This is a genomic window from Myxococcus sp. CA040A, from assembly GCF_013336725.1.
In the GTDB taxonomy this organism is placed as follows: Bacteria; Myxococcota; Myxococcia; order Myxococcales; family Myxococcaceae; genus Myxococcus; species Myxococcus llanfairpwllgwyngyllgogerychwyrndrobwllllantysiliogogogochensis.
Map to the genome: position 1 here is coordinate 923,483 of NZ_JABUMR010000006.1, position 25,246 is coordinate 948,728.

The 25,246-nt window shown below is 70.2% G+C and carries 17 protein-coding genes; 7 read left to right on the forward strand and 10 right to left on the reverse strand.

All coding sequences use genetic code 11. From position 1 onward, the window contains the following. Positions 1-14: 14 nt before the first annotated feature. The 5 genes from HUA75_RS29970 to HUA75_RS29990 all read right to left on the reverse strand — a co-directional run bounded on the left by HUA75_RS29970 (position 15) and on the right by HUA75_RS29990 (position 9,978). Entirely contained in the window at positions 15-2,858 is a 2,844-nt protein-coding gene (locus HUA75_RS29970; protein WP_174488312.1) for an Ig-like domain-containing protein, read from the reverse strand. Positions 2,859-3,240: 382 nt separating this feature from the next. After that, the gene (locus tag HUA75_RS29975) at positions 3,241-3,504 is read right to left on the reverse strand and encodes a hypothetical protein (protein WP_254627845.1); all 264 of its coding nucleotides are present in this window, start codon (positions 3,502-3,504) and stop codon (positions 3,241-3,243) included. A gap of 72 nt (positions 3,505-3,576) precedes the next feature. Next, positions 3,577-5,307 carry a chloride channel protein gene (locus HUA75_RS29980; RefSeq protein WP_371746222.1) on the reverse strand — a complete coding sequence of 577 codons (1,731 nt, stop codon included), beginning with the start codon at positions 5,305-5,307 and terminating at the stop codon, positions 3,577-3,579. A gap of 370 nt (positions 5,308-5,677) precedes the next feature. Further along, positions 5,678-8,530 (reverse strand): Ig-like domain-containing protein, encoded by a 2,853-nt coding sequence (locus HUA75_RS29985; RefSeq protein ID WP_174488315.1) that lies wholly within the window; start codon positions 8,528-8,530, stop codon positions 5,678-5,680. Positions 8,531-9,018: 488 nt separating this feature from the next. Then, a complete protein-coding gene (locus HUA75_RS29990) occupies positions 9,019-9,978 on the reverse strand; it encodes an ornithine cyclodeaminase family protein (RefSeq protein WP_141642473.1) in 960 nt (319 codons plus the stop codon). Between the two features lie 79 nt (positions 9,979-10,057). Here HUA75_RS29990 and HUA75_RS29995 point away from each other — a divergent pair, with 79 nt between their 5' ends. Together HUA75_RS29995 and HUA75_RS30000 are read left to right on the forward strand one after the other, a co-directional pair. Next, entirely contained in the window at positions 10,058-11,008 is a 951-nt protein-coding gene (locus tag HUA75_RS29995) for a DUF1152 domain-containing protein (RefSeq protein WP_141642474.1), read from the forward strand. Between the two features lie 257 nt (positions 11,009-11,265). Beyond that, positions 11,266-16,212, forward strand: a complete 4,947-nt coding sequence (locus HUA75_RS30000; RefSeq protein WP_174488316.1) for a tetratricopeptide repeat protein — start codon at positions 11,266-11,268, stop codon at positions 16,210-16,212. Positions 16,213-16,225: 13 nt separating this feature from the next. Here the strand turns inward: HUA75_RS30000 and HUA75_RS30005 are convergent, their stop codons facing one another. The 3 genes from HUA75_RS30005 to HUA75_RS30015 form a co-directional block, all read right to left on the reverse strand. Further along, entirely contained in the window at positions 16,226-16,654 is a 429-nt protein-coding gene (locus HUA75_RS30005; protein ID WP_254627846.1) for a DUF4326 domain-containing protein, read from the reverse strand. A gap of 11 nt (positions 16,655-16,665) precedes the next feature. Next, on the reverse strand, positions 16,666-16,947 hold the full coding sequence (locus HUA75_RS30010; protein WP_141642476.1) for a hypothetical protein: 282 nt from the start codon (positions 16,945-16,947) through the stop codon (positions 16,666-16,668). 188 nt (positions 16,948-17,135) lie between these two features. Beyond that, positions 17,136-17,906, reverse strand: a complete 771-nt coding sequence (locus tag HUA75_RS30015) for a class I SAM-dependent methyltransferase (protein WP_217446310.1) — start codon at positions 17,904-17,906, stop codon at positions 17,136-17,138. Positions 17,907-18,040: 134 nt separating this feature from the next. Between HUA75_RS30015 and HUA75_RS30020 the strand changes: the two genes are divergently transcribed. Beyond that, the gene (locus HUA75_RS30020; protein WP_174456131.1) at positions 18,041-18,355 is read left to right on the forward strand and encodes a hypothetical protein; all 315 of its coding nucleotides are present in this window, start codon (positions 18,041-18,043) and stop codon (positions 18,353-18,355) included. Between the two features lie 134 nt (positions 18,356-18,489). On the opposite strand, the gene HUA75_RS30025 is transcribed toward HUA75_RS30020, so the two are convergent. Further along, positions 18,490-20,016 (reverse strand): Fic family protein, encoded by a 1,527-nt coding sequence (locus HUA75_RS30025; RefSeq protein ID WP_174488317.1) that lies wholly within the window; start codon positions 20,014-20,016, stop codon positions 18,490-18,492. A 314-nt stretch (positions 20,017-20,330) separates the two neighbouring features. After that, positions 20,331-20,894 (reverse strand): DJ-1/PfpI family protein, encoded by a 564-nt coding sequence (locus HUA75_RS30030; RefSeq protein WP_141642479.1) that lies wholly within the window; start codon positions 20,892-20,894, stop codon positions 20,331-20,333. An 88-nt stretch (positions 20,895-20,982) separates the two neighbouring features. On the opposite strand from HUA75_RS30030, the gene HUA75_RS30035 reads away from it, so the two are divergent. From HUA75_RS30035 to HUA75_RS30050, 4 genes are all read left to right on the forward strand, one after another. Next, on the forward strand, positions 20,983-21,702 hold the full coding sequence (locus HUA75_RS30035) for a FadR/GntR family transcriptional regulator (RefSeq protein WP_174456133.1): 720 nt from the start codon (positions 20,983-20,985) through the stop codon (positions 21,700-21,702). A gap of 177 nt (positions 21,703-21,879) precedes the next feature. Further along, positions 21,880-23,262 (forward strand): FAD-binding oxidoreductase, encoded by a 1,383-nt coding sequence (locus HUA75_RS30040; RefSeq protein WP_174488318.1) that lies wholly within the window; start codon positions 21,880-21,882, stop codon positions 23,260-23,262. A 196-nt stretch (positions 23,263-23,458) separates the two neighbouring features. Next, positions 23,459-23,854 carry a YciI family protein gene (locus HUA75_RS30045; RefSeq protein WP_141642482.1) on the forward strand — a complete coding sequence of 132 codons (396 nt, stop codon included), beginning with the start codon at positions 23,459-23,461 and terminating at the stop codon, positions 23,852-23,854. After that, on the forward strand, positions 23,854-25,113 hold the full coding sequence (locus HUA75_RS30050) for an RNA polymerase sigma factor (protein WP_174488319.1): 1,260 nt from the start codon (positions 23,854-23,856) through the stop codon (positions 25,111-25,113). Before HUA75_RS30045 ends, HUA75_RS30050 begins: the two co-directional genes overlap by 1 nt. Positions 25,114-25,246 lie beyond the last annotated feature (133 nt).

Here is a 25,246-nt window from a genome sequence, read left to right on the forward strand (position 1 = left end):
CGCGTGCTCGTGCGCTACGGCGCGTTGTGCGTGAAGAAGGGGAACGTCTGGAGGGCGAAGTTCCCCGCGTGGTCCTCCAGCCAGACCTCCACGGTGTGCGCGCCGTCCATCAGCTCGCGCGTGTCCAACTCCGCGGTCCACAGGCCCTCCGCGTTCAGCGTCGCGCCGCGAATGCCCGAGCCGTCTCGCGTGAAGGCCACGCTCCGCACACCGCTGACCGCGTCCGTCACGCGCGCCGTCAACGTCACCACGCCGCTGTACGTCCCCTCCGCTTGGGGAATCAGCAGCTCCGCCACGGGAGGCGCGTTGTCGTAGCGCACCGTGCGAGTGAGCGTCGTGCGCAGGCCCGCCTCGTTCGTCACGGTCAGCGTGAACACGTTGTCACCCTGCATCAGGGGCAGCAGCGCCCGCACTCCGCCCCCTCCGCGCGGCAGCGAGTACGTACCTCCGCCGGGGCTCACGTCCACCCGGGTCGCCGACTCCGCGTACACGCCGATGTCGTAGGCCAGGACGTCATCGGGCTGCGGCCCCACGAGCCACCCGTCCGGAAGTCCCGTCGCCACCCAAGGGGCCTGCGCATCCACCCAGACGCGCACCACGCGCTCCGTCACGTGGCCCACCGCGTCCGTCGCGCGAATCAGGACGTCATTCGCCCCCTGTGAGAGCCCCACCGTATGCGTCACCGCGCCACCGCCAGCGGGAAGGTCCGTGACGTGAATCCAATTCGTCTCCACGCGCACCGGCGACCAATCACGCACCACCACGCGGACCTCCACCTGTCCGTCCGCCAGCGTCGAGTCCTCCTCGGGCGAGAGCACCGTGATTTCGGGCGCGGTGGCATCCACCATCACCGTCGCCTCCTGGCTCGCCTGTCCGCCCAGCGTGTCCATGGCGACCAGCCGGATGACGTTCGCTCCGTCGCGCAGCGGAAGCTCGGTCCACACGAAGCCGCCGCTGAAGTCCGGCACCACCGGGTAGCGCTCGCCGTGGAGGAGGAAGGCCACGGACTCGATGGAGGCACCCGGGGCCAGGGCCGTCACGAAGCCACACACGCCCACGGAGGTATCACTCGTGAAGCCGGGCAGCCCGCACAGCGTCACCGATGGCCTCGGGTAGGGTGACGGCAGAATCTCCACCGTGCGCGAGGAGGAGCTGCCCAGTCGGTTGTCCCGCATCGGCTGGAGCGTCACGCCCGAGTACACCGCGCGCACATCCGAGGCCCCCAGCACGTCCCACGTCGCACGCGGTCGCCACACGAGCGAGTACACGCCGTCCCCATCCGCGTCGTTGTCCGCGCCCACGGTGACACCCGCCACCATGAACGTCACCACACCCAGACCCGGACCCCGCGCCTCCCATCCGTCCTCACCCGTCACTCGCGCGGAGAGCACGTTGTCCATCGCCACCGTGAGCTGTCCGTCCACGGGTGACTCCACGGTGGTGGTGGTCGGCAGGCCCTGGGTGGGCGGCGGCGGATTGGTGTACGTGGTGACGAGCACGGAGCCCTTCACGCCGTGCGTGCTGTCCGACGTGGCCACCACCATGACGCCCGACGAGAGGGACGGAGCGAGCCCCGGAGGCGCGGACACGGTGAGCGTGACGGTGGCCTCGGCGTCGGGGCCCAGCTCCAACGTGGTGGGGGCAATCGTCGCCGTCCATCCCGTCAGCCCACCCTGCGTGTCGAGCGTGTACGTGTCCGCCTTGTAGCCATGGTTGCGCACGGTGAGCGTGTACGTGGCGCTCTGGATTCGCGGCAGGTCCTGCTCCAGCGGCCTGCTCGGAGCGCCGTCCACGGCGACGCTGACGCTGTAGTCCCCGAAGCACGCGAGCGCGAGCGCGCCGAAGGTGGTGGGGATGTCCGGATAGCGCGTGCCCACGCCCCAGCTCCCGTCCTCGGCCTGTCGCGACTTGAGCCAGTCGAGCGCCTGGGTCATCCGTCCATCCGCGCCCGGCTTGCGACCCGCGAGGCACAACGCGTACAGCGCCAGACTGGTGGACGTCTCGTCCGCGGGTGCTCCGTCCAGGTTGCCCCAGCCCGGTGCATCACCGAGGGCCCGCGTCGCGAGCAGTCGCGAGGCCAGCGAGTCGAGCGCGGCGGTGTTCTCGCCCTGCTCACCGGGGCCGGCGACCTTCATGCCCACGGCGGCCCATGCCACCTGGTACGTGTAGCGCTGGCTGTCCTCCAGCGGCCCGTCGGTCATGTCGTCCAGGTGCGCGCGGATGTACGCGGCGGCGCGTCGCAGCGACTCCTGGTAGCGCGCGGCCCTGGCCGGGTCCACGCGCTCGCGGGCCTGGGCCACGGCGGTCATCAGCCGCGCGGTGATACCCATGTTGGAGGCGCCCACGGGCTCGAAGGGGAAGTCCTCCACCCACCGGCCACTCAGCTCCTGGGTGCTCACCGCCCAGTCGGCCGCGCGCACCAGCGCCTCCGTGTAGCGCGTGCCCACCTTCGCGTCGTAACCGGCGAGCCCGAAGGCCGAGTAGCTGGAGCGCGCGTTGCGGTAGTGGATGCGCTCGTGAATCCACGAGCCGTCGGGCTCCTGCTGCGCCTGGAGGTCCCGCGCCATCGTCTCCATGTTCTCGCGGTTGGTGCGGCCGTTGCGCGTAGCGGCGTCCAGGTCGAAGCCGGAGGCGCCCGCGTGGGCCAGGCCGTAGAGGGCCGCGCCATGCCGGTGACAGGCGGTGCAGCCGAAGATGCCCGACCACCCCACCGCGTCCGCGCTGACGAAGTCGAGCGCCTTCTGCGCCGCCTCCGCGTTGGTGGCCGCGCGCGCCGACGTGACGGACAACAGCAGCGTGAGCACGAGCCCCAGCGAGGTGGACGAGACAGGACGAAGCGAGAGCGCGCGGAAGAGCATCGAACGTGTGTACCCATGGGCCGGACCGCGCGTGTTTCACGCCCAGGTGCCTTGGCGCCTGAGATGAATCATCGCGCGTGCGGGCCTCATCACAAACAAAGCCACACGAGTGTCCGCGCCCCTCCGCGCGAGAGGGCGGAACGTGAAGTCGCGCCGTGCTCAGAGCGTGGATGACGCATGTCTGAAAACAGGAAGGAGTGTCAGCGCCGGGGCTGGAGAGAGGAATCCACGAGTCGTGTCATCGAGTCCGTGGAATCCCGAATGACAGTCATTGTGAAACGAGCCCCGGGCCCTGGGCTCGGCGCCAGGGTCGGAGAGCGGGCGAGCTGCTTCTCCCTCGCGTGGAGTTGGAGCGGCTTTCGTTTCGGCTCGCGAGGCTCCGTCATTCCCCGGACTTCCGAGCGGGTGACTCGTCCTCACGTGGCGCGGGCCGCGACGGCTGCTCCGGCTCCAGGTCGCCGGCCGGAAGCTGGGGCAGCGGCCAGCCCTCGAACATGGGCCATGCGCGGTACATGGAGCGGCGCTCCTCGGGCGTGAGCGGGTGCGGTGCCTCGGTGGGCTCCTCGACGCGGGGTGTGCTCCGGGGCGCGGCGGGCGTGGGCTCGCGCAGCAACACGGTGCCCAGCACGATGCACAGCAGGGACATCACGACGATGCTCCACGCGCGTGCGGGTCCGCGCAGTCCCTTTGGCTCTTCCACGAGTGGGGGCCCTCGACCTCAGAAAGTACCCTGGCTCAACACGTCTCTCTTGGAGATGGTTCCGAGCAACCGACGGCCACCATCCACCACGGGCAGCCGCTCGAGCGCCGTCCGCGCGAACCGGGAGGCCACCTCTCCCAGCGACAGCTCGGGGGTGATGGGCTGCACCTGCGTGTCCATGACGTCCTCGGCGATGGTCGCCTGGAGCAGCGCGTGGTCCGGCACATGCCCCTTGAGCGCATCCAGCACCAGCATGCCCCGGTACCGGCCCTCTTCATCCGTGACGTAGAGGTCCTCCCCCGCGGGTGCCTCCAGCAGCAACGCGACCACTTCCTGGAACGGCGCCGAGGGCGATACGCGCTGGCTCACGGGCTTCAGCAACGCCCGCGCGCCCTCCTGTCGCAGCCAATGGGGGATGGTGGCCGGCATGCGCACGTTGCGACGGTTGAGCACGGATGTGTAGAGCGACTCGGGCTCCAGTCGCCGACTGACGGCGGCGGCCACCACCGCGCTGAGCATCAGCGGCAACACCAGCGGGTAGTCACCGGTCATCTCGAAGATGAGCAGCACCGCGGACACCGACGCATGCGTCGTCCCCGCCAGCACCGCCCCCATGCCCAGCAGCGCATACGCCCCACTGGGAGCACCGCCGGGAAGCAGTCGCTCGGCCATCATCCCGAAGGCGCCGCCCAGCAGCGCGCCGTAGAACAGCGACGGCGTGAAGAGTCCGCCCGGCACCCCCGCGCCCGCGCACAGCGACGTCAGCGCGAGCTTCGCCAGCGGCAACACGAGCAGCAGGGCGAAGGGCAGTCGCCCCAACAGCGCCGAGTTCACCGCGTCGTAGCCGTTCCCCAGCAACTGGGGCAGCCACACCGCTGTGATTCCCACGAACGTCATCGCCAGCAGCGGCAGGAACGGCGCGAGCCACGACGCGGCGCGGTCCAGCAAATCCGACATCACGTTGACGCCCCGTACGTAGAACGCGGAGGCGACGCCGAGCACCGCGCCCAGCACCACCGCCAGGAGCAGCTCGCGCGGGTGCAGGAGCGCATAGTCGGGGATGACGTAGCTGGGGTGGTCCGCGATGAGCAGGCGCGAGACGAGCGTGGCCACCACGCAGGAGACGACGATGGGGCCGAACAGCTCCAGCGCGAAGCTGCCCAGCAGCACCTCCAGCCCGAAGAGGGCCGCGCCGATGGGCACGTTGTACGCGGACGCCATGCCGGCCGAAGCCCCGCACGCCACCAGCAGGCGAGCCTGTCCCGGACCCAACCGGAGCCACCGGGCGAGCGACGAGCCGCTCGCCGCGCCCGTGGACAGCAGCGCGCCCTCACGGCCCAGGGGCGCACCCATGGCCACGGCGAGGATGGAGACGAACCCGCGCAACAGCGCGCGCGGCAGGGGCAGTCGTCCCGAGCGCACCCAGATGGACTCGATGATGCCCGCGGTGCCGTGGCCCCGCAGCGGCTGACCGACGAGGAGCGACAACAACGTCACCAGCGCGCCGCCGAGCACGGGAATGAGCAGACGCCGCCACGTGGGCGCCGCCGCGACTCCGGACAGGAAGTCCTCCGACGCGCTCCGCCAGAAGAGCTCCTGGGTGAAGCGCAGCACCTTGAGCAACCCCACCGCGCCCAGCCCCGCGATGAGCCCCACCGCCACCACCAGCACCCAGAAGCGCTTCTCCACCCGGGTGAGGTCGCGCAGGTAGTCCGCGACGGAGTGGTGGAACTTGCGCGTGACGTTCACGCCGGGAGGTCCAACCTCGGGGTCTGGCGGGGTGTCGCGCGGAGGGCCCACGCGTGTCCAACCTAGGCACCCTGGCGTCCAGGCTCCGCGCCCGCGGACTCGTCTGCCCAGCACTCGAGGCGGGCCGCTTGTCCTCTTGTCCCCAGAGGTTCTCGGGCTCTCTCGAACCTGGATGCGGAGCACGCGCACCCGGGCGAATGTCCTCGGGTTTCCGGGAGCGCGAGGAGTGCATGCGCGCTTCCAACGGGACGCGGGCCCGTCAGAAGGGCCACACGGGTGCTGGCCGACCTGTGGGCCTGAGGGGTGAAGCGACCCCGTCGCCCGGGAGGGCCTCCGTGCTTCGAGGCCACCCCGAGCGCGGGGAGGTGCATCAGTTGTCGACGAAGAAGTTGAAGCGCTGGACGGTGGAGTTACCCACGCCGTCGCTCATCCACACGTCGATGGTGTGCGCGCCGTCGAGCAGCTCCGTGGTGTCGAGCAGCGCCGTCCAGTTGCCGTCCGGCTGGAGCGTGCCCTGGCGGATGCCGGACATGTCGCGGCTGAAGCCGATGTTGGACACCGGGCCGAAGTTGTCGGTGACGCGAGCGCGCAGGGTGATGGTGCCGCTGACGGTGCTGCCCGTGGTGGGCGCGAGCAGCGTGGCGGTGGGGGCCTGCACGTCGTAGTTCACCCGACGCGTGAGGGTGGAGGAGACGCCCGTCTCGCTCAGGGTGACGATGGAGAGGTTGTTGACGCCCGGGCTGAGGGTGAGCGTCGTCTGCACCGCGCCGCCGCCGCGTCCCACCGCGATGGGCGCGCCGCCGTTGATGCGCACCGTCGTCGCGGAGAGCGACTGGACGTTGACGGTGTACGTCAGGGCGTTGTTCGCCAGCGGGCCGTAGAGCTGGTTGTCCGCCGGGTTGGTGCTCACCACGGGCGAGCCCGGGTCCACCCAGATGAACACCAGCTTCTCCGTCACGTTGAAGGCGCTGTCCGTGGCGCGCACCAGGATGACCTGGTCGCCGTAGTTCATCGGCACCGTGTGCTCCACCGTGCCGTTGCCGAACTCCAGGAGCGACGTGGCCACCCACTGCGTCTCCACGCGCACCGGCGTCTGGTCCTGAACCGACGACGTCACCGTGACGTTCAGTCCGCTGAGCGCCGCGCCGTTGGTGGGCGCCAGGATGGTGAGGACGGGCGGCACGCGGTCCACCGTGAGGTTGACCTGCTTGGTGGTGACGCCACCGAAGCTGTCGCGCGCGGTGAGCTGGATGATGTTGGGGCCTTCGGTCAGGGTGATGGTGGTGTAGATGAGACCACCGTTGCCGGGCGTGAGGGGGATGGTCGTCGCGCCGTTGATGATGAAGGCGGCGTAGGTGATGACGGCGCCGGGCGCGCGCGGCGTGGCATAGCCCCAGATGTCCAGCGTCGTCTCCTGCGTGAAGGCCGGAGGGTTGCCGATGGTGACCGACGGCGTGTCATGCGGGAACGCGTCGATGATGACGGTGCGCGCGTCGGTGCTGCCCAGCAGGTTGGCCAGGGGCGGCGCCAGCTCCACGCCCGAGTACACCGCGCGGAAGTCCTGCGAGCCCGTCACCGTCCACGTGTCGGTGGGCGGCACCCAGTTGAAGGTGAAGAGTCCATCGCCATCCACGTCCGCGTCTCCGCCCACGGGCACGCCCGCGACGTAGAAGGTGACGACGCCGCGGTTGGGACCGACGACGGGCAGGTTGTTCGAGTCCCGCACGCGCGCGGACAGCACATTGCCCGTGCCAATGGTGATGTGCGCGTTGACGGCGGGCGCCTGGATGGTGGTGACGGTGGGCAGGCCGGTGACGGGAGGCAGCGGCGGGGTGTACGCGTTGACGCGGGCCGAGCCGGACACGCCCGGCGCGCCACCCGAGGCGGCGACCAGCGTGAACTCCGACGTGAGCGCGGGAATCAGGCCCGCGGGCGCGGTGACGGTGACGGTGACGGTGCTCTCGTCACCCGCGGCCAGGAACAGGCTGACGGGCGTGGGGAACGACGTCCAGCCGGGCAGGCCGCCCGTGGTGCTCAGCGTATAGGTGTCCGCCTGGTAGCCGTGGTTCTTCACGTTGAACGTGAAGGTGACCTGCTGCGCCTGCTGCGAGCCGATGACCAGCTCCTTGCGGGCCGCTCCCACCACGGTGACGTGCACGCTGAAGTCGCCGTAGCAGGACAGACCCAGCGACGCGAAGGTGGTGGGGATGTCGAACGTCGCGGAGCCGGTGCGCCAGCTTCCGTCGGCGGACTGGCGCGTCTTCAGCCACTCGATGCTGCTGCGCACGCGCGGGTCCGTGGCGGGCTCGCGGCCGGCGAGGCACAGCGCGTAGATGGCGCTGCCGGTGGCCACGTCGTTGGCGGCGGCGTTGGGCAAGTCTCCCCAGCCCGGGTTGCCGGGAGAGACGCGGGTGAGCAGCCGGTTGGCCAGGGTGTTGATGGCGGTGACGTTCGCGTTGGCCGGGCCGGGGCCCGCGGCCTTCAGGCCCACCACGGCCCAGGCGACCTGGAAGGTGTACGGCATGCCGTTGCCGGTGGCGGACGTGTCGCCGTTGTCCAGGTTGGCCCGGATGTACGCGGCGGAGCGGTCCAGCGCGGCCTGGTACGCGGCGGCCCGCGCGGGGTCCACGCGCTGCTTCGCCTGGGCGATGCCCGTCATGATGCGCGCGGTGGTGGGCAGGCTGCCGTGGTCCACCGGGAAGCTGGCGTGGTCGGACGCCCACCGGCCACTGGCCTCCTGCGTGGCGAGCGCCCAGTTGGCCGCGGCCACCAGCGACGCGCTGTACTGCGTGGAGACGTTCTGGTCATACCCGGCCAGGCCGAACGTGGCGTAGGACGTCTTCTCGTTGCGGAACGAGACGCCCTCGTGAATCCACGAGCCGTTGGCGAGCTGCTCGTTCTTGATGCGCTGGCCGAGGAACTCCAGGTTGAACTGGTTCGTCCGGCCGTTGGAGGCGACGACGTTCATGTCGTAGCCGTTGGCGCGCGCCGCGGCGATGCCGAACGTCGTGGCGCCCACGCGGTGACAGGCCGCGCAGCCGTTGGCGGTGACCCAGTTGGACACGTCCGCGCTCAGGAAGTTGATGGCGCGCTGGGTGGACTGGGTGTTGGTCTGCGTCTGCGCCGACGCGGGCGCGGACAAGAAGGCGACGACGAGCGTCAGCAGGCCCAACAGGGCCGGCCGCCGCGCGGGAAGCCGCGACGAGGTAGCAAGGGAAGACATGGTGCTCCGAAGAGGTGGATGGCTGGCGCCAGCCATTGGCGCCGTGCGCGACACCTTTCGGGGCTCTGGGACGTGGCCGTGCCGTTCCAGAGCCGGAATCCCTCCAGGGTTCCTGTCCGAACGGGTGTGTCCAAAGAGTGAGTGGCCCCCCCACAGGCAGCGCGTATTCGTGAAATACTGCAAGGTTGCTGAAATTGTCCAGTAGCCGAAATTCGGACAGTCCCAGTGATAACGGGGTTTTGAGTGACACCCACCCTCTATGAGAGGGCCGTGCATCGCCTGTGGTCGTGAAAGACCCGGGAGCGTGGGAGGCGGGTGACTCGGGCGTCTGGTGGGGTTGTCCCAGGCCGAAGGCGAGGGTGGCGCCGACGGTGGGGCGGGTGTTCAGCCCGAGCCGGGCGTCATCCCAGCCGCCCCGCGCCGCGAGCCCGCGGAAGCGAGCCTGGATGCAGAGGCTCGCGCGCAGGGGGCCGTGAGTCGGTCGAGGCTCAGCCGCCGACGATGTCGAGCGTCTGGCCGACGCCTCGGGTCCGCGCGACGTCGTAGAGGGCGCGGGCGAGGGCGACGTCCTGGAGCGCGAGGCCGGTGGAGTCGAAGATGGTGACTTCGTCTCCGGCGCGGCCGGGCTTCTTGCCGGCGACGACCTCTCCGAGGGTGCCGGCGATCTGCTCGGCGCGCAGCAGGCCGTCATGCAGGGGGACGTTGACCTCGCCGGAGTGGAGGGCCTGGTCGGTGTCGTCGATGAAGACGCGGCCCTCGGTGAGGATGCGCGGATCCAACTCCTGCTTGCCGGGGGCATCCGCGCCCATGGCGTTGATGTGAGCGCCGGGCTTGAGCCACTCGCGCTTCACCACGGGGGTGCGCGAGGGCGTGGAGGTGCAGACGATGTCCGCGCCGGAGGCTTCCTGGAGGCTGACCACGCGGCCACCCTTTTCGGCCTGGAGGGCCTTGGCGGAGGCCTCCGAGACGTCGGCCAGGAGCAGCTCCAGCTCGCCGAAGATGGCGCGGTGCGCGTCGATGAGGACGCGGGCCTGCACGCCACAGCCGACGAGGCCGAGGGTGCGAGGCTTGGGCTTCGCGAGGAACTTGGACGCGACGCCGCCCGCGGCGCCGGTGCGCCAGGCGGTGAGCAGCGTGCCGTCGAGGATGGCGAGCGGGGACGCGGTGTCCGGGTCGCTGAGGATGTAGAGGGCGCGCACGGTGGGCAGGCCGTGCTTCTTGGGGTTCTGGGGATGGGCGTTGACCCACTTCACACCCGCGGCGCCGTCGAGGAACGCCGGCATGGCGCGGAAGTCGCCGTCGTACTGCGGCAGGGAGAGGTACACCTTGGGAGGCATGAGCGACTCGCCACGACCGTGGGCCCGGAAGGCCCGCTCGACGGCGTCCAGGCCGAGCTCGACGGTGTAGAGGCCGCGCAGCTCTTTCGCGCTGAGGATGAGGGTGGACATGGCGGCGCTATATACCGGAGCGGCCGGGATGGCGCCGTAAGCGCGGTATTGGCGGTGCTTCGGGAAAGGACTTCGCCCCGTGGACTTGTTCACTTCGCCCCTGTTGGAGCGGCTCGCGTCGGCCCGTCACGTGCTCATCGCGGGCGGTGGGGGTGGCTTCGACGTGTTCAGCGGGCTGCCGCTGTACTTCCGGCTGCGCGCGCTGGGGAAGACGGTGACGCTGGCGAACCTCAGCTTCACGCGGCTGGAGGCGCTGGAGTGTGAGCGGCCGGTGCCCGGCGTGTTCCGGGTGGACGCCTCCACCGAGGGGCGGGGGTACTACTTTCCCGAGGGGTGGCTGGCGCGCTGGTTCGAGCGTCGGGGCGAGCAGGTGCCCCTTTACTGCTTCGAGCAGACCGGGATGGCGCCGCTGCGGGAGGCGTATGCCGCGCTGCACGCGCACCTGGGGTTCGATGCGGTGGTGTTGGTGGATGGGGGCACGGACATCCTGATGCGCGGGGACGAGGTGGGCCTGGGCACGCCGCAGGAGGACATCGCGAGCCTGGGGGCGGTGCATGCGCTGCCGGTGCGCGACAAGCTGGTGGTGTGCCTGGGCTTCGGGGTGGATACCCACCATGGCGTCTGCCACGCGCACTTCCTGGAGGCGGTGGCGGCGCTGAGCAAGGAGGGTGGCTACCTGGGTGTCACCGCGCTCCTGGAGGCGATGCCGGAGGTGGCGCTGTACAAGGAAGCCGTGGGCTACGTCTGCGAGCAGATGTCCCGCTCGCCGAGCATCGTCTCGCTCTCCGTGGTGTCGGCGCTGGAGGGGGACTATGGCGACGTGCATCGCACGCAGCGCACCCAGGGCAGCACGCTGTGGATCAACCCGCTGATGAGCATGTACTGGGCGTTCGATTTGACGCCCGTGGCGCGGCGCTGTCTGTACCTGGACGCGCTGAAGGACACGCGCACGCCGTGGGAGATGAACCTCATCATCGAGACGTTCCGCGCCTCGCTGTCCATCCGGCCATGGAAGGACATCCCGGTGTGACGTCGGGTGTGGGATGGCGCCTGGATTCCCAGGGAATCCTCGGGCGATGGGGCCTCCGACATGGCTTCCGACAGGTCAGGCCATGCCCGCCGCCATGACGGACAGGGCTAGGATGTCGAGGGCGCTGGGAGGGTTGGGAGGTCGCTGTCAGGCGGTCATCCTCGCGGCGTCCTGACCCGCCGATGCGCCCTGATCCATCTCCGTCCTCCGTCCTCTCGCCGGCCCCTCTCTTCCTCTCGAATCCGCCCATCGAGTCCGTGACGCCCGACCTGTATGCGCGGGTGCGGGACCTCTACGAGCAGGGCCTCTATGTCCAGGCGTACCGGCTGACCGAAGCGGGCGTGCCCCTGGAGCAGTGGACGGGGCCTCGGGCGCGGGTGCTGGCGGGGCGACTGTTGCACCAGCTCGGCGCCTCGCGCGCGGCCTGTCTCCAGTGGACGCGCGCCTTCCGCGAGTCGCCGAATCACGCGGAGGCCCGCTACTACTTCTCGGCACTGCTCGCGCGCCGCAAGGGCCCACTGGCCGTGCTGGACTTCCTGGAGGGCGCGGTGGACCTGGAGTCCGCTTCGCTGGAGCAGCGCGCGGATCTGCTGCTCGCCCGCGCGGAGGCGCTCGTCGTCCTGCGCGACTTCGAGGACGCCGAGCGCTGGGTGAAGGAAGCGCTCACCCTCGTCCCCGAACATCCCTGGGTCCACGTGGTGCGCGCGTCGCTCCTGGAGGAACAGGACCGGCGTGAAGAGGCGCTCGAGGCGGTGCGGTATTCGCTCTCGCTGCACCCCTTCTATCGCCCGGCCGTGCACACGGCGGGGAGCCTCCTCACCCACCTGGGACAGGACGCGGAGGCGCTGGAGTTGCTGTCGACGGCGTCACAGCGGCTGGAGTGCTCGGCGGTGTCGGGACAGCTCGCGCGGCTCCAGGAGGAGCTGGGCCTGTACGACGATGCCTGGGCGAGCTGGGAGCGCGCGTTGCTGCTGGCACCGAGGCTGGAGTCGAAGAACTTCTCGATGCTGATGTCCATGTGCTCGGACACGGCCTACCTGCGCGGGGATGTGCAACGGGCCATCGACCTGGCCCAATTGAGTGGCTCTCCCTTCCACGCCCAGGTGGCGGAGCGGATGGCGGCGAGCACGGAGGGCCGTCGGCGGCTGTTGCCCGTGCGCTTCGTGCGGCAGCACCACAAGACGTGTGCGCCCGCGACGCTGGCCTCGGTGGCGGCGCTGTGGGACGTGCCGGTGGAGCACCTGCAGGTGGCGGAGTCCATCTGCTACGACGGGACGCCCGCGTACCAGGAGCGCCACTGGGCGGCGACCACGGGCTGGCACGTGCGCGAGTTCCGCGTCACCTGGGACAGCGCCCGCGCGCTCCTGGACCAGGGCATCGCCTTCACGCTCACCACGCAGGAGCCGGGCAACAGCCACCTGCAGGCCGTGGTGGGCTACGACGAGCGCCGGGGCACGCTGCTGGTGAGAGACCCGTCCACGCGCCACCTCGTCGAGTTCGACACGGAGAAGGCGCTGGCGCACTACGCCTCCTGCGGTCCGCGCGGCATGGCGCTGGTGCCCGTGGCGCAGACCGCGCGGCTGGACGCGGTGGAGCTGCCGGAGGCCTCGCTGTACGACGCGCTCCACCGGATGGACGCGGCGCTGGTGGCGAATGACCGGACGGCGGCGACGGGCGTGCTGGAGTCGATGGAGCGCGACGCGCCCGGGCACCGGCTGACGTGGCAGGCGAAGCGCGCGCTGGCCGGCTACGACGACAGCACGCTGGATGCGCTGGCGGCGCTGAGCGGGCTGCGCGAGGCGTACCCCGACAACCTCAACTACCTGATGTCGTGGCTGGGCTGCCTGAACGAACTGGGCCGCCGCGAGGAGCTGCTTGGCGTGCTGCGCGAGCGCGCTCGGGAGAAGAAGGCGCACCCCATCCTGTGGCACGCGCTGGCGGCCGAGCTGATGACGGACGCGCGCGAGGAGGCCGAGGCGGAGCGACTGCTGGCTCGCACCCTGCGCATGCACCCCACCTTCGCGCCCACGTATCGCTCGCTGGCGCAGTTGCGTGACTCCCAGCTCCGTCGGGACCAGGCGCTGCGGCTGTACCGCGCGGCGGCGTGCCTGGAGAAGCTGAGTGAAGGGTATGCCTGGAGCTATTTCGTGGCGGCCCAGGCGCGAGGAGAGACGGCGCGCGCGCTGGACTTCGTGACGGACCGCTTCCAGCGCTTCGGTGCGCGCAACGCCGCGCCCGCGCGCACGTTGTGCCGCGCGCTGGAGGAGCTGAGCCGGCCGCTGGAGGCGCTCGAGTTGCTGGAGCAGGCGTGCTCGCTGCGGCCCGAGGATGGAGAGCTGGCCCTCTTCGCCGCGGAGATGCACTCGCGCCTGGGCAACGAGGAGGCGGCGTCGCGTCACCTGCGCTCGGCGGAGGGCCGGGTGCGGGACGTGGCGTGGCACCGTGCCGCCGCCATCCTGTCGTCCGCGCGCGGAGAGCTCGCGGTGTCGCTGGGGCATTGGGAGCAGGTGCTCGCACGCGAGCCGCTGCCCTCGGATGCGCACCGGGAGCGGGTGCGGTTGCTCACCGACCTGGGCCGTGCTCCGGAGGCGAAGGCGCACCTGGATGCGGTGTGCGCGCGCTTCCCTCTTCACGCGGGCCTGCTGCAGCTGCGCGTCGCGTGGACTCGGGAGCACGCGCCGTCGGCGGCCTTCGATGCACTGGAGGCCTTCCTGTCCGCGCACCCGGAGGATGCGTGGGCCCGGCGCGAGCGCGCGTCGATGTTGTCGGACCAGGGACGCCGCGAGGAGGCGCTGGAGGAGTTGGTGCGCGCGGAGGCGTTGGAGCCGCGCCACCCGTCGCTGCACTACTGCCGAGGACAGATTCTGGAGGCGTGTGGACGCAACGCCGAGGCGGAGGTCGCCTACCGCGAGTCCCTGAGGATTCAACCCTCCCGGCCCGGGATGCACGCGCTGATGGCACTGGCGACGACGCCCGAGGCGCGGCGAGCCTCGCTGACCTTCGTGCGCGAGTCGCTGGAGGGCATGGCGCAGCTCGATGACTCGGTGTTGGCCTTCGAGAAGGTGGCGGGCGACGTGCTGTCGATGGAGGAGCTGGGGGCCTGTCTGGAGGGCCTGCTCCAGCGCCACCCCGACTGCTGGGAGGCGTGGGTGGCGCGGCTGCGTCAGTTGCTGCGCGCGCGGGAGCTGGACGAGGCGGCGCGCGTGGCGGAGCAGGCCACCACGCGCTTCGCGATGCTGGCGCCGGTGTGGCTGGAGCGCGCGTTGGTCCACCGGGCACGCGAGGACGACGCGGGTGAGCGTGAGGCGCTGGAGGCGGCGTGTCGGCACTCGCCGGGCTGGACGCGTCCGGCGTGCGAGCTGTCGGAGCTGCTGGAGCGCGTGGGCGAGGTGGCCCAGGCGCGCGAGGTGCTGGAGCGCGTGGGCCGCGAGAATCCCCGCGATGGCATGACGCGGGGGTTCCTGGCGGACCTGCTGTGGCGCTCGGAGGAGCATGACCTGGCGCTGGAGCGCCTCTTCGAATCGCTGCGGTTGGACCCGACGTACGGGTGGGGCTGGGCGCGGCTGCAGGAGTGGTCGGAGGAACTGGAGCGGCAGGCGGACGCGGTGGCCTTCGCGCGGGAGCTCTGCGAGGGCCCCCTGCCGGACCCCATGGCGCGGCTGGCGCTCGCGGAGCTGCTGGAGGAAGCAGGGGAGGCCACGCGCGAGGAGCGATTGGCGCTGCTGGACGGAGCGCTGGAGTCCTTCCCTCGCATGGATGACGCGCACGACGCGCGAGCACGGATGCTCGTCGAGGCGGGGCGACTGGACGAAGCGCTGGCGGCCTGCGCTCCGGCGGCCTACGGCGGCGAGCCTCCCTTGGCGCTGCGTGGCCGGGCCGCGTGGGTGCTCTTCGAGAAGGGCGCGCAGCGTGACGCGGTGACGGCGATGGAGGCCGTGCTCGCGGAGGCGCCTCGCTACGGCTGGGGCTGGCAGACGCTGGGCGAGTGGGCTCAGTCGCTCGAGGACGACGCCCTCCTCACGAAGGCGCGGGAGGCACTGGTGGAGCTGGGCCCCGAGGACCCGGTGGCGCACGCGCGGCTGGCCGACGTGCGCGCGAAGGCGGGCGATTTGAAGAGCGCCATCGCCGGGTGGGAGCGCGCGCTGGAGCTGGCGCCGGACTACGCCTATGCCGCGACGCACCTCTTCGACGCGCGACTGGAGCAGGGCCAGCTGGACGAGGCGGCGCGGGCGCTGGAGGCGGCGCGGGGACATGCCCCGGAAGTGTTGGTGGCCGCGCGTGAGGTGCGGCTGGCCTGTGCCCGGGGCGACGCGAAGGCGGCCGCGCGCCACGTGGAGCAGACGTTGGCGGTGGTGGGGGACAGCACCTGGGCGATGGAGCGCTGCACGGAGGCCATGCGCTCACGAGGCTGGGGCTCGGTGATGGAGCGCGCGGTGGACGCGGCGATGGCGGCGCGTGGAGGCGAGACCTCGGAGGTGCTCGCGCGAGCCTGGAGTCTCCAGCACGCGGAGCGGACGTGGACCTGGAGGGCGTGGGGACGGCTGCACGCGCTGGCCTCGGAGAGCGCCGTGGGTGTCGAGGCCCTGGCGGTGTACGTGGAGCGACTGGGTGAGCTGGGGCGCACCGTCCTGCTGGCGCTGTTCGTCTTCCTGTACGCGACCCCGCTGCGCTCGCATTCGCGAACCTGGGGCGCCGTGGGTTATGCGCTGATGAAGCAGCAGCGCAGGGCGCGGGCATGGCGTTGGCTGCGCGACTGGCGCGAGCAGCCCGCCGACGAGCTGCGTCCCTGGATGATGATGAACGTGCTGGTGGCCTGCTACGAGCACGGACGCCGCGGGGACGCCGAGGCGGCACTGGCTTTGGGGTTGGCGCTGCCGGAGGAGCCCACGAGCGGGCACATGAAGGTGTGGCATGCCTTCTTCAGCTCGCTGCGGGACGACCCCGAAGCCTTGTTGGACACGGCGCTGCTGGATGTGACGCATGTGCCCACGGATGGCCTGCTCAAGCTCGCCCTCGGGCTGGCCAGGACGGTGCAAGCCGCGCGGAAGTCGGGGGCCCGCGCGGCGCGCGCTGCGTTGGCCACGGCGGAGCAGGGCATGGAGGGCTTCCACTCGCATCCGTTGGCGCGCAGGGCGCATCGCGACGCGGTGGCCCGGGTGCGCGCGGTGGTGGGCTGGCGCGCGTGGCTGCGCTCTTTGTTCTGAGTGCCGCTGGCGGTCAGCGCCGCGAGTCCAGCCAGGACACCAGCACGTCGGCGTGACAGGGGCCGGGCTTGCACCAGCAACCCAGCCGCTGGCCCCGCAGCGCGAGCACGTCCTCGCGCCAGGCGGCGTCGTGACGGGTGCGCAAGTCCAGGTACCAGCGGAAGGACTCGAAGGCGTCCACGTCCGGGCCCATGCGACGCAGGGCCTCTTCGCGGATCTGCTGCTGCTCGGTCTCCGGCAGCGCGCCGAGCCAGGGGACGAAGTACTTCTTCAGCATGGCGCCCGGAGTGCCGACGCCTCCGGGTTTGAACGGGTTGCCGAAACGACCGGGCACGGGGTTGGTGGGGCTCGGCTTCGCCCACGCGCGGAAGGCCCGGCCCACGTACACGTCACAGCCTTCGTGCACATGGACCGCCGTGGTGCGCGCCCCGGTCATCGGCATCACCTTCAGGGCTACTTCTTGCGCTTCTTGCCGGACGCGGGGACGGCGGCGGGGGCGGCGGCCGCGGCCTGCTCGGCGGCGACCTTCAGCTCGTCGCGCTCCTTCGACACGTTGGCCAGCTCACCCTCCAGCTCGCCGACCTTCGTCTTGAGCGCCTCGTTCTCCGCGCTCAGCGTCTCCTTGTCCTTGCGCAGCACGTTCACTTCGACTTTCGCGCGGTTCAGCTCGCGCGAACCACCGCATCCGACGAGGGGAACCACCGCCAGCATCGCCACGGCCATCCATGCCTTCATGTGAGTCTGCTCCTCTGTGCCCCGGGCCCGAGGGCCTGGGGACTTGATTCATTCGGTGAGGGGAAGGGGCCGGAGGAGCCCACCCGTCCCACCGGCATCGAGCCGGCGAGCCTAGGCATGGAGCCGTCACGAGCGGAAGCCACCGTTGCGTCGGATGCGCTCGCGCCAGGGGAGGGAGTGTTTGCATCTCAAAGCGCGGCGCCGGGCCCCGCAGTGCCAGCTCCTTGGACTTCGTGAATCCACACGGACTCGACGCCCCAGGTGAAGAGGGCGCGGTGGTGGGAGAGGACGGTGAAGCCCTTGGTCTCCACGGGGCGGGTGACGGTGAGGACGCGGGTGCCGGGGCGGCAGGCGAGCAGGCGGGTGACGAGCCGGGCCCGGGTGTCTGGAGCGAAGGCCGTCCAGTTGATGAAGACGTGGGTGGCGTCGCCGAGCGAAAGGTCTGTCTGGGTGGCGTCCGCCTGCCGCAGCACCGCGCCGGTTCTGGCCAGGGGCCCCGAGGCGAGCGCGACGTGTTGTTCGAGCAGTTCGAGCCCCAGGGCCTCCGCGCCCAGCCAGCGCGCGGCGAGCAGGGCCCGCCCGCGTCCCGCGCCCAGGTCCACCAGCCGGGAGCCCTTCGTCAGCCCGGCTTTCCGGAAGAGCGACAGCGCGGTGTGCACGGGCGTCTCGCCGTACATCAGCTCGTGGAAGTCCTGGTGGCTCGCGCGCAGGACGCGGATCAACTCGAAGGAGCGACGCGGGCGGTAGGGTGAGACGAGCACCTCGCGCAGCCACAGTCGCAGCCAGGCGAGCAGGAGCCGGGGGCGCCACGCGAGCACGAGAAAATCCCCCAGCCGGTTCACCCCTTCCAGGCCCAGGCTCCAGACACGGATGACGAGGAGTCGGGGGAGGGAGATGTGGAGGTCGTCGTCGGATGACGAATCTCGCCGCGCGGGCGGGCTGGGTGAGTCCTCGGCCATGGCTGGGGCGGGCGAGGGTAGCACTCGTGAGAGCAAGGCTGTGCCGAGGTGCCCCGCGACTTTTCGCGGGGACCCGGGTTCGTACCTCCAGACCCGATGAGCCGGCCTGCCCGGCCTGACGCTGGAGATGAGCCATGAAGCGGAACGTGTGGACCGTGGGGACGCTGGTGCTGGGGTTGTTGTTGGCGCTGCCCGCGAGCGCGGCGAAGGCGGACCGTCGGCAGGTGCGCCAGCAGGCGCGCATCGTCCAGGGCGTGAAGAGCGGAGAGCTCACGGGCCGCGAGGCGGTGCGGCTCCAGTCCCAGCACCGCGAGCTCCGGCGGGACATCCGTGCGGCGCGAGCGGATGACGGCCGCCTCGATGTCCGGGAGCGCGCGAGCATCCAGCGCGAGCAGAACCAGCTCAACCGCCGCATCCATCGCCAGAAGCACGACGGACAGTCGCGTTAGACATTGGGCGAGGTGGCGCGAGGCCCTGCTCGTGAGGCTGGCGCCCTGAGTTCCGACGCGGACACAGGGCCCGTGCCGTGGACACCGTGGTCTCTCGGGAGTGGAGCCACGGCGTCGTGCCGTGTGACGGCGGCTCAGCGCGCGGGGGCCTTGGGGCGAGGCATCAGGTACTTCTGGACGACCTTCTCCAGCGCATGGACTTCTTTGTCGGTCAGGTTGCCGAAGTACCTGGTTCGCTTCCGCTTGGACAGGCGCCCTCCATTCTGGAGGCAGAACTGGACGAAGCGGTTGCGCAGCGTATCTGGCAGCTCGACGACGCCGTCGAGTTTCAGGCGGGCCTCGCGGTAGCGGACGACGAAGTCCAGCTCGTCGCGGAACTCCGTGCGGATGGTCTCTTCCGTCCACCGGTACAGGTCCTCGGCCATGCGAGTGAAGTCGACGTAGCGATAGAAGCCGCTCGTCTTGCCCTTCACCTTGAGGAGTCCCTTTTCGTTCACCGAGTAGTCGATGAGCTTCATCAACGGCTTGGAGAAGGACTCGAGGCAGGCGTCGTACTGGTCCTTCTTCTGCAACATGACGGCGGAGATGGGGAAGATGAGTCCCTGGGGAGTGAACCCGGCCCTGGACAGGATGTAGTGGATGAGCAGCCTGTGGATTCGTCCGTTGCCGTCTTCGAAGGGGTGGATGAAGACGAAGCCGAAGGAGATGGCGGCCGCATGGACGATGGGGTCCACCTTGGAAGCCATCATCCGGTCCAGTGAGGACAGCAGGCCCGCCATCAAGCGCGGGACTGTCTTGCGCCGTGGCGGAATGAAATGGACCAACTGCCGCAGCCCCACGCCGACGGACTCCCCCACATAGTTCTGCTCTTCGCGGTAACCCTTCTCCGCGAAGCGTTCCACGATGACATTCTGCATGTGGACCAGCGCGGCCTCGTTCAGGGACTCCAACGCTGGGAGCTCACGCAGGAGGGAGACGAACCGTGCGGCGCGCTGCTGGCTGGGGGTCTCCCGTTCGATGTTGAAAGAGGAGCGGGTCTCCTTGGTGTAGAGGTAGTCGACGGCGCGGCGGAGGGCATCTTCGTCGTAGGACTTCACGATGAGCGCCGCCTCGTTCGCGAGCCGCTTCGCCTCGAACTCCTGAAGGACGGGCGTACGGCGCACCATGGGGCAGAAGTCCACATTGCCCAGGAGGTTGTCGCGCACGCGATGGCGCCGACTGTTGATGGGCGTCGCTGTGTAGTAGCGCTTCGGGTCGAGCAACTCGACATAGTTGCCTGTGGTCACGTCCTCGAGTGGAAGCCGACGTCCCGTGAGGAACTCATAGAGAAACCAGAGCCGACGGGTGTTCTGACCGGTGGGGCGTGCCTGGATGTGGCGGGACAGCTTGTCCTCGAAGGGTCCCTGTTTCACCGCGCGGAACAACGTGGCGAGCACCTCCAGGGAGATGCCTTCGTGCTTGAGCGCGAACTCCAGATGGTCACAAAGCGCCGGACCCGGGTCGTACGAACTCGGGTAGGTGACGAACTCGCGCCCGTCGCTGCTCCGCACATGCTTGACCGAGCCCACGCAGGCCGAGAGCTGATGGGGAGGCACGACGCCGAGGCCATGATCCTCGATGGCTTTCGCGTATCCGATGGGGATGCCTCTGCTCAGGTACATGGGGTCCCCCTTCAAGTACGGGTAGGACAAGCACGTGTAGGACTAGGACCTGCCTTTGCAGTGAACTGCGGGCGCACCGTGCTCTGAAGAATCGATAGGACCCGGCACTGTCCCCTATGAAGTTGTTAGAAGATTGCGGAAATCGTTAGAAAACGCCCCCTCACCCCAAAAATCATTACAAAAGTGAGGCCGATAGGAGAGCCGCCGGGCTGAAAGGCCCCTGCTTGGCTCCCTGCCCCGCAAACGAAGAAGGCCCCCACGTGGGAGGCCTCCAAGTGCCAGCGGACTGGCTGCTTCCCTTCAGCGACGGCGGCTCAGGCCGCGGGGGCCTTGGCGCGCAGAATCTTCATGAACTCGCGCATCCAAGCCGGATGGTCCGGCCAGGCGCGGGCGGAGACCATGTTCCCGTCGACGACGGCGGCGGAGTCGATGAACTCCGCGCCGGCGTCCCGCACGTCGAGCTTCAGTGCGGGGTACGCGGCGCTCTTGCGGCCCTTGAGGACGCCGGCCGCCGTGAGCAGCAGCGGGCCGTGGCAGATGTGGGCCACGGGTTGGTTCTTGTCGAAGAAGTGCCGGACGATGCGCTGACAATCGGCGTCGTTGCGGATGTACTCGGGGGCTCGGCCGCCGGGGATGACGAGCGCGACATAGTCGGCCGGCTTCACCTCGGAGAAGGCCAGGTCCGCCTGCCACGTGTAGCCGGGCTTCTCCGTGTACGTGTCGAAGCCGTCCACGAAGTCGTGCACCACGAACTGGAGCTTCTTCTTCGACGGGGCCGCGAGGTGGACCTCGTAACCCTCCTCCAGCAGTCGCTGGTACGGGTACATCACCTCCAGGGACTCCGCCGCGTCGCCTGCGAGCATCAGGACCTTGGCCATGGGTGTCACCTCCATTGGGGTCTCAACGAACGACCGCTCCATCGTCTCCGCTGGTCTGACCATCAGTCAATCAGGTAGTCTGTCCATCATGGTTTCCGGACGGACGTTCCAGGCGGTGGTTCGTAACCCCTTGTATCTCCAGGTGGCGGAGCGGATTCGGGAGGCCATCCTCAGTGGAGGGATGCCGCCTGGGGACGCGCTGCCCCCGGAGCGGGAGCTGGCGGAGCAGTTCGGGGTGAGCCGGGCCTCGGTGCGCGAGGCGCTCCGGGCGCTCCAGGCGCAGGGGTTGGTGGTGGGGCGGGGGAAGGCGCTGGTGGCGCGGGCGGCGAGCGGCCTGCTGAGCGAGGCGCTGACGCATGTGGTGCGGCTGCGGCTGGCGTCACTGGAGGACCTGGTCGACCTGCGGTGTGTGCTGGAGGCGGCGGCGCTGGAGCGGGCGGCGCGGCGGGCGGACCGGACGCACCTGGAGGCCGCGAGAGCGGCGCTGGAGGAGATGCGGCGGCCGGGTGTCACCGCGGAGTCCTTTCATGAGGCCGACGTGCGCTTCCACGTGGAGCTGGTGGCGGCGTCGGGCAATCGGGCCATGCACCTGGTGATGCTCGCGCTGCGCGACGCGATGGCGAGGCACCTGCTCGACGCGTTGGGGACGGAGGGACCGGGAGTGCTCCAGCGGCTCGCGGATGAGCACGCGACGATGCTCGACGCGGTGGAGCGAGGTGACGCGGCGGGCGCGGCGGCGCTGCTGCGCGAGCACATCGTGGGGTTCTACCGAGCGTCCGTCTCGGTGCCGGCGGAGGCCGCGCGATGAGCGGCCAGGGCGCGTGTGATTTCACGCCCACGCCGCGCCAGGAGGTTGCCCCATGAGGACCAGAGGGAAGGCAACCTCGCTGCGTCAGTCAACTCATCGCCGTGAGGGCAGCCTCATGAGTGCCGGGATTGCCTCGCGAGGACGCGCGCTCACGTCGCCGCGGCAGGAGGTTGCTCCATGACGACCGATGGGAACGGAGCGTTGCTGCGAGAGCTGGCGGCGGTGCTTCCCGCCGAGGCGCTCGTCACGGACGCGGACGTACTCGACGCGCACCGGAGGGACCAGGCCGAGTGGGCCCCCGCGGGCATGCCCCAGGTCCTCGTGCGCGCGACGTGCACGGAGGACGTGCGCGCGGTGCTGCGCATCGCCTCGGCACGTCGAGTCCCCGTGGTGCCTCGGGGCGCGGGCTCGGGGCTGTCTGGCGGAGCGAACGCGCTCGACGGGTGCATCGTCCTGTCGTTGATGCGGATGAACCGCGTGCTGGAGGTCGACGCGAAGGGGATGCTCGCCGTCGTGCAGCCCGGCGTGCTGAACGCGGAGGTGAAGGCCGCCGCCGCCGCGCACGGGCTCTGGTACTCACCGGACCCGGCGAGCTGGGAGTTCTCCAGTCTGGGGGGCAACCTCGCCACCAACGCGGGCGGACTGTGCTGCGTGAAGTACGGCGTGACGGGGGACGCGGTGCTCGGACTCGAGGTCGTCCTCGCGGATGGCTCCGTGGTGCGCACGGGCGGGCGCACGGTGAAGAACGTCGCGGGCTATGACCTGACGCGCCTGTTCGTCGGCTCGGAAGGCACGCTGGGCGTCATCACCGAGGCGACGCTCAAGCTGCGCCCCAAGCCGCCCAAGGCAACGACGCTGGTGGCCACCTTCCCCACGCTCGCGGGCGCGGGTGCGGCCGTCACGGACATCATGGCGCGCACGCGTCCGTCGATGCTGGAGCTGATGGACCAGGCCACGTGCCGCGCCGTGGAGGCCTACAAACCCCTGGGCCTGGACGTGGACGCGGCGGCGTTCCTCCTCGCGCGCTCGGACGCGGGCGGCGAGCAGGGCGTGGCGGAAATCGAGGCCATGGCGAGCTGCTGCGAGGCCACCGGGGCGACCTTCGTCATGCACACCTCGGATGAAGCCGAGGGGGAGCTGCTCCTCACCGCGCGCCGCCTCGCGTACCCGGCGCTGGAGCGGCAGGGCGCCACGCTGCTGGATGACGTGGGCGTGCCGCTGTCGCGAATCCCAGAGCTGTTCGCCGCCGTCGAGCGCATCGCCGCCGACCGGGGTGTCCTCGTCGGCACCTTCGGTCACGCGGGGGATGGGAACATGCACCCCACCGTCGTCTTCGACCGCCAGGACGCGGCGGCGCTGGAGCGGGCGCGCGGGGCGTTCGACGACATCCTCGGCGCGGCGCTCGATTTGGGCGGCACCATCACCGGCGAGCACGGAGTGGGCGCGCTGAAGCAGCCCTTCCTGGGCCGGCAGCTGGGGGAGGAGGGGCTGCGGCTGCACCGCCGCATCAAGGGGGCGATGGATCCACTGGGCATCCTCAACCCCGGCAAGGTGCTCTGAACCCCACGCCTCGCGCGGCGCGTGGGACTTCGACGCGCCGCGCATTTCCCGTGGAATCGCGCGCGGTTGTTCGCCGACCCGGGAGGTCGGTCGAATATCGTCATCGACGATGTCGAGACCTCGCTCCTGGCTCCGACATCTCGATGAACGCGCCCCAATGGAGGGGCGCGGTGCCAAGAGAAAGAGGGAGCCACCCATGAAGTACATGCTCATGATGAACACCCCGACCGGTGGGGCGTACCAGGTCGCCAGCTGGCCGCAGAAGGACCTCCAGGCGCACATCGCGTTCATGAAGGGCTTCGCGAAGAAGCTCGGCGCCTCGGGCGAGCTTCTAGGCGCCGAGGGCCTCGCTGGACCCGACCAGGCGAAGAGCGTGCGGGCCGGGGCGGACGGCAAGCCCATCACCGATGGCGTGTTCCCGGAGTCGAAGGAGTTCCTCGCGGGCTACTGGATTGTCGAGGTGGAGAACCCCGAGCGCGCCTATGCCATCGCCGCCGAGGCCTCCGCCGCGCCCGGACCTGGTGGCAAGCCGCTCAACCTGTCGATTGAAGTGCGGCAGGTGATGAGCGGTCCCCCTCCCGACATGGAGTGATGGTGGTCGCGGAACACGTCCACATCGAGCACCTGCTGCGTGAGCATGCGCCGCGGGTGCTGGGCGCGGTCATCCGGCGGTTTCGAGACTTCGGAGCCTCGGAGGACGCGGTCCAGGAAGCGCTGCTCGCGGCGGCCCTGCAGTGGCCTCGCGAGGGCGTGCCGGACGACCCGCGCGCGTGGCTGATTCAGGTCGCCTCGCGGCGCATCACAGACCATGTGCGCGCGGAGGCGGCCCGTCGCCACCGCGAGGAGCTGGTCGTCAGCCTGGTGCCGCCGGAGCTGCAACTCGTGTTGTCGCTGGACAGCGACGAGGCGCTGGGGCGGGACGATGCGCTCGTGTTGCTGTTCATGTGCTGTCACCCGGCGCTGTCGACGACGTCCGCGATTGCGCTGACGTTGCGCGCGGTGGGCGGCTTGACGACGGCCGAAATCGCCAAGGCGTTCCTCGTCCCTGAATCGACGATGGCGCAGCGAATCAGCCGCGCCAAGCAGACCATCAAGAGCTCAGGGGTGCCATTCCAGAAGCCCACGCCGGAAGAGACCGCGCAGCGATTGGGCACGGTGCTGCACGTGCTCTACCTCATCTTCAACGAGGGCTACACGGCGACGTCCGGTCCGGAGTTGCACCGCACGGACCTGTCGGGCGAGGCGATTCGCCTGACGCGGTTGTTGCACACGCTGTTGCCCGAGGACGGCGAGGTGACGGGGCTCCTCGCGTTGATGCTGCTCACGGACGCGCGCCGGAAGGCGAGGACGGGGGCGGCGGGGGAGCTGATTCCGCTCGACGTGCAGGACCGGACCCTGTGGGACGCGAGGATGATTACCGAGGGAATCGCGCTCATCTCCGCGACGCTGTCGAAGGGCTCGCTGGGGATGTACCAGGTGCAGGCGGCCATCGCGGCCGTGCATGACGAGGCGGCGCGCGCGGAGGACACGGACTGGCCACAAGTGCTGGCGCTCTACGGCGTGTTGATGTGCCTGTCCGACAACCCGGTGGTGGCGCTCAACCACGCCATCGCGACGGCGATGGTGCTGGGGCCGGAGGCGGGGTTGGTGCTGGTGAAGGGGCTGGATGAGGAAGGGCGGCTGGAGGGGAGCCATCGGCTCGATGCGGTCCGCGCGCACCTGCTGGAGCGAGCGGGGAAGCACGAGGCGGCGGTGGAGCACTACCGGAAGGCCGCGGCGCGCACCACGAGTCTGCCGGAGCGGAACTATCTGCTGACACAGGCGGCGAGGCTGAGCGACGCGAGGAAGTAGCGCGCGACGGACACTCTGGCGCGGCGCGGCGAACCCGTGGCTGCCGAGTGGAAGGAAGGGGAAGCCGCTATGCCCTGAGGTGCATGCCGCGAAATGCGGAGCCTCGACTAGCGTTCCTGGACGGTGAGGGAGT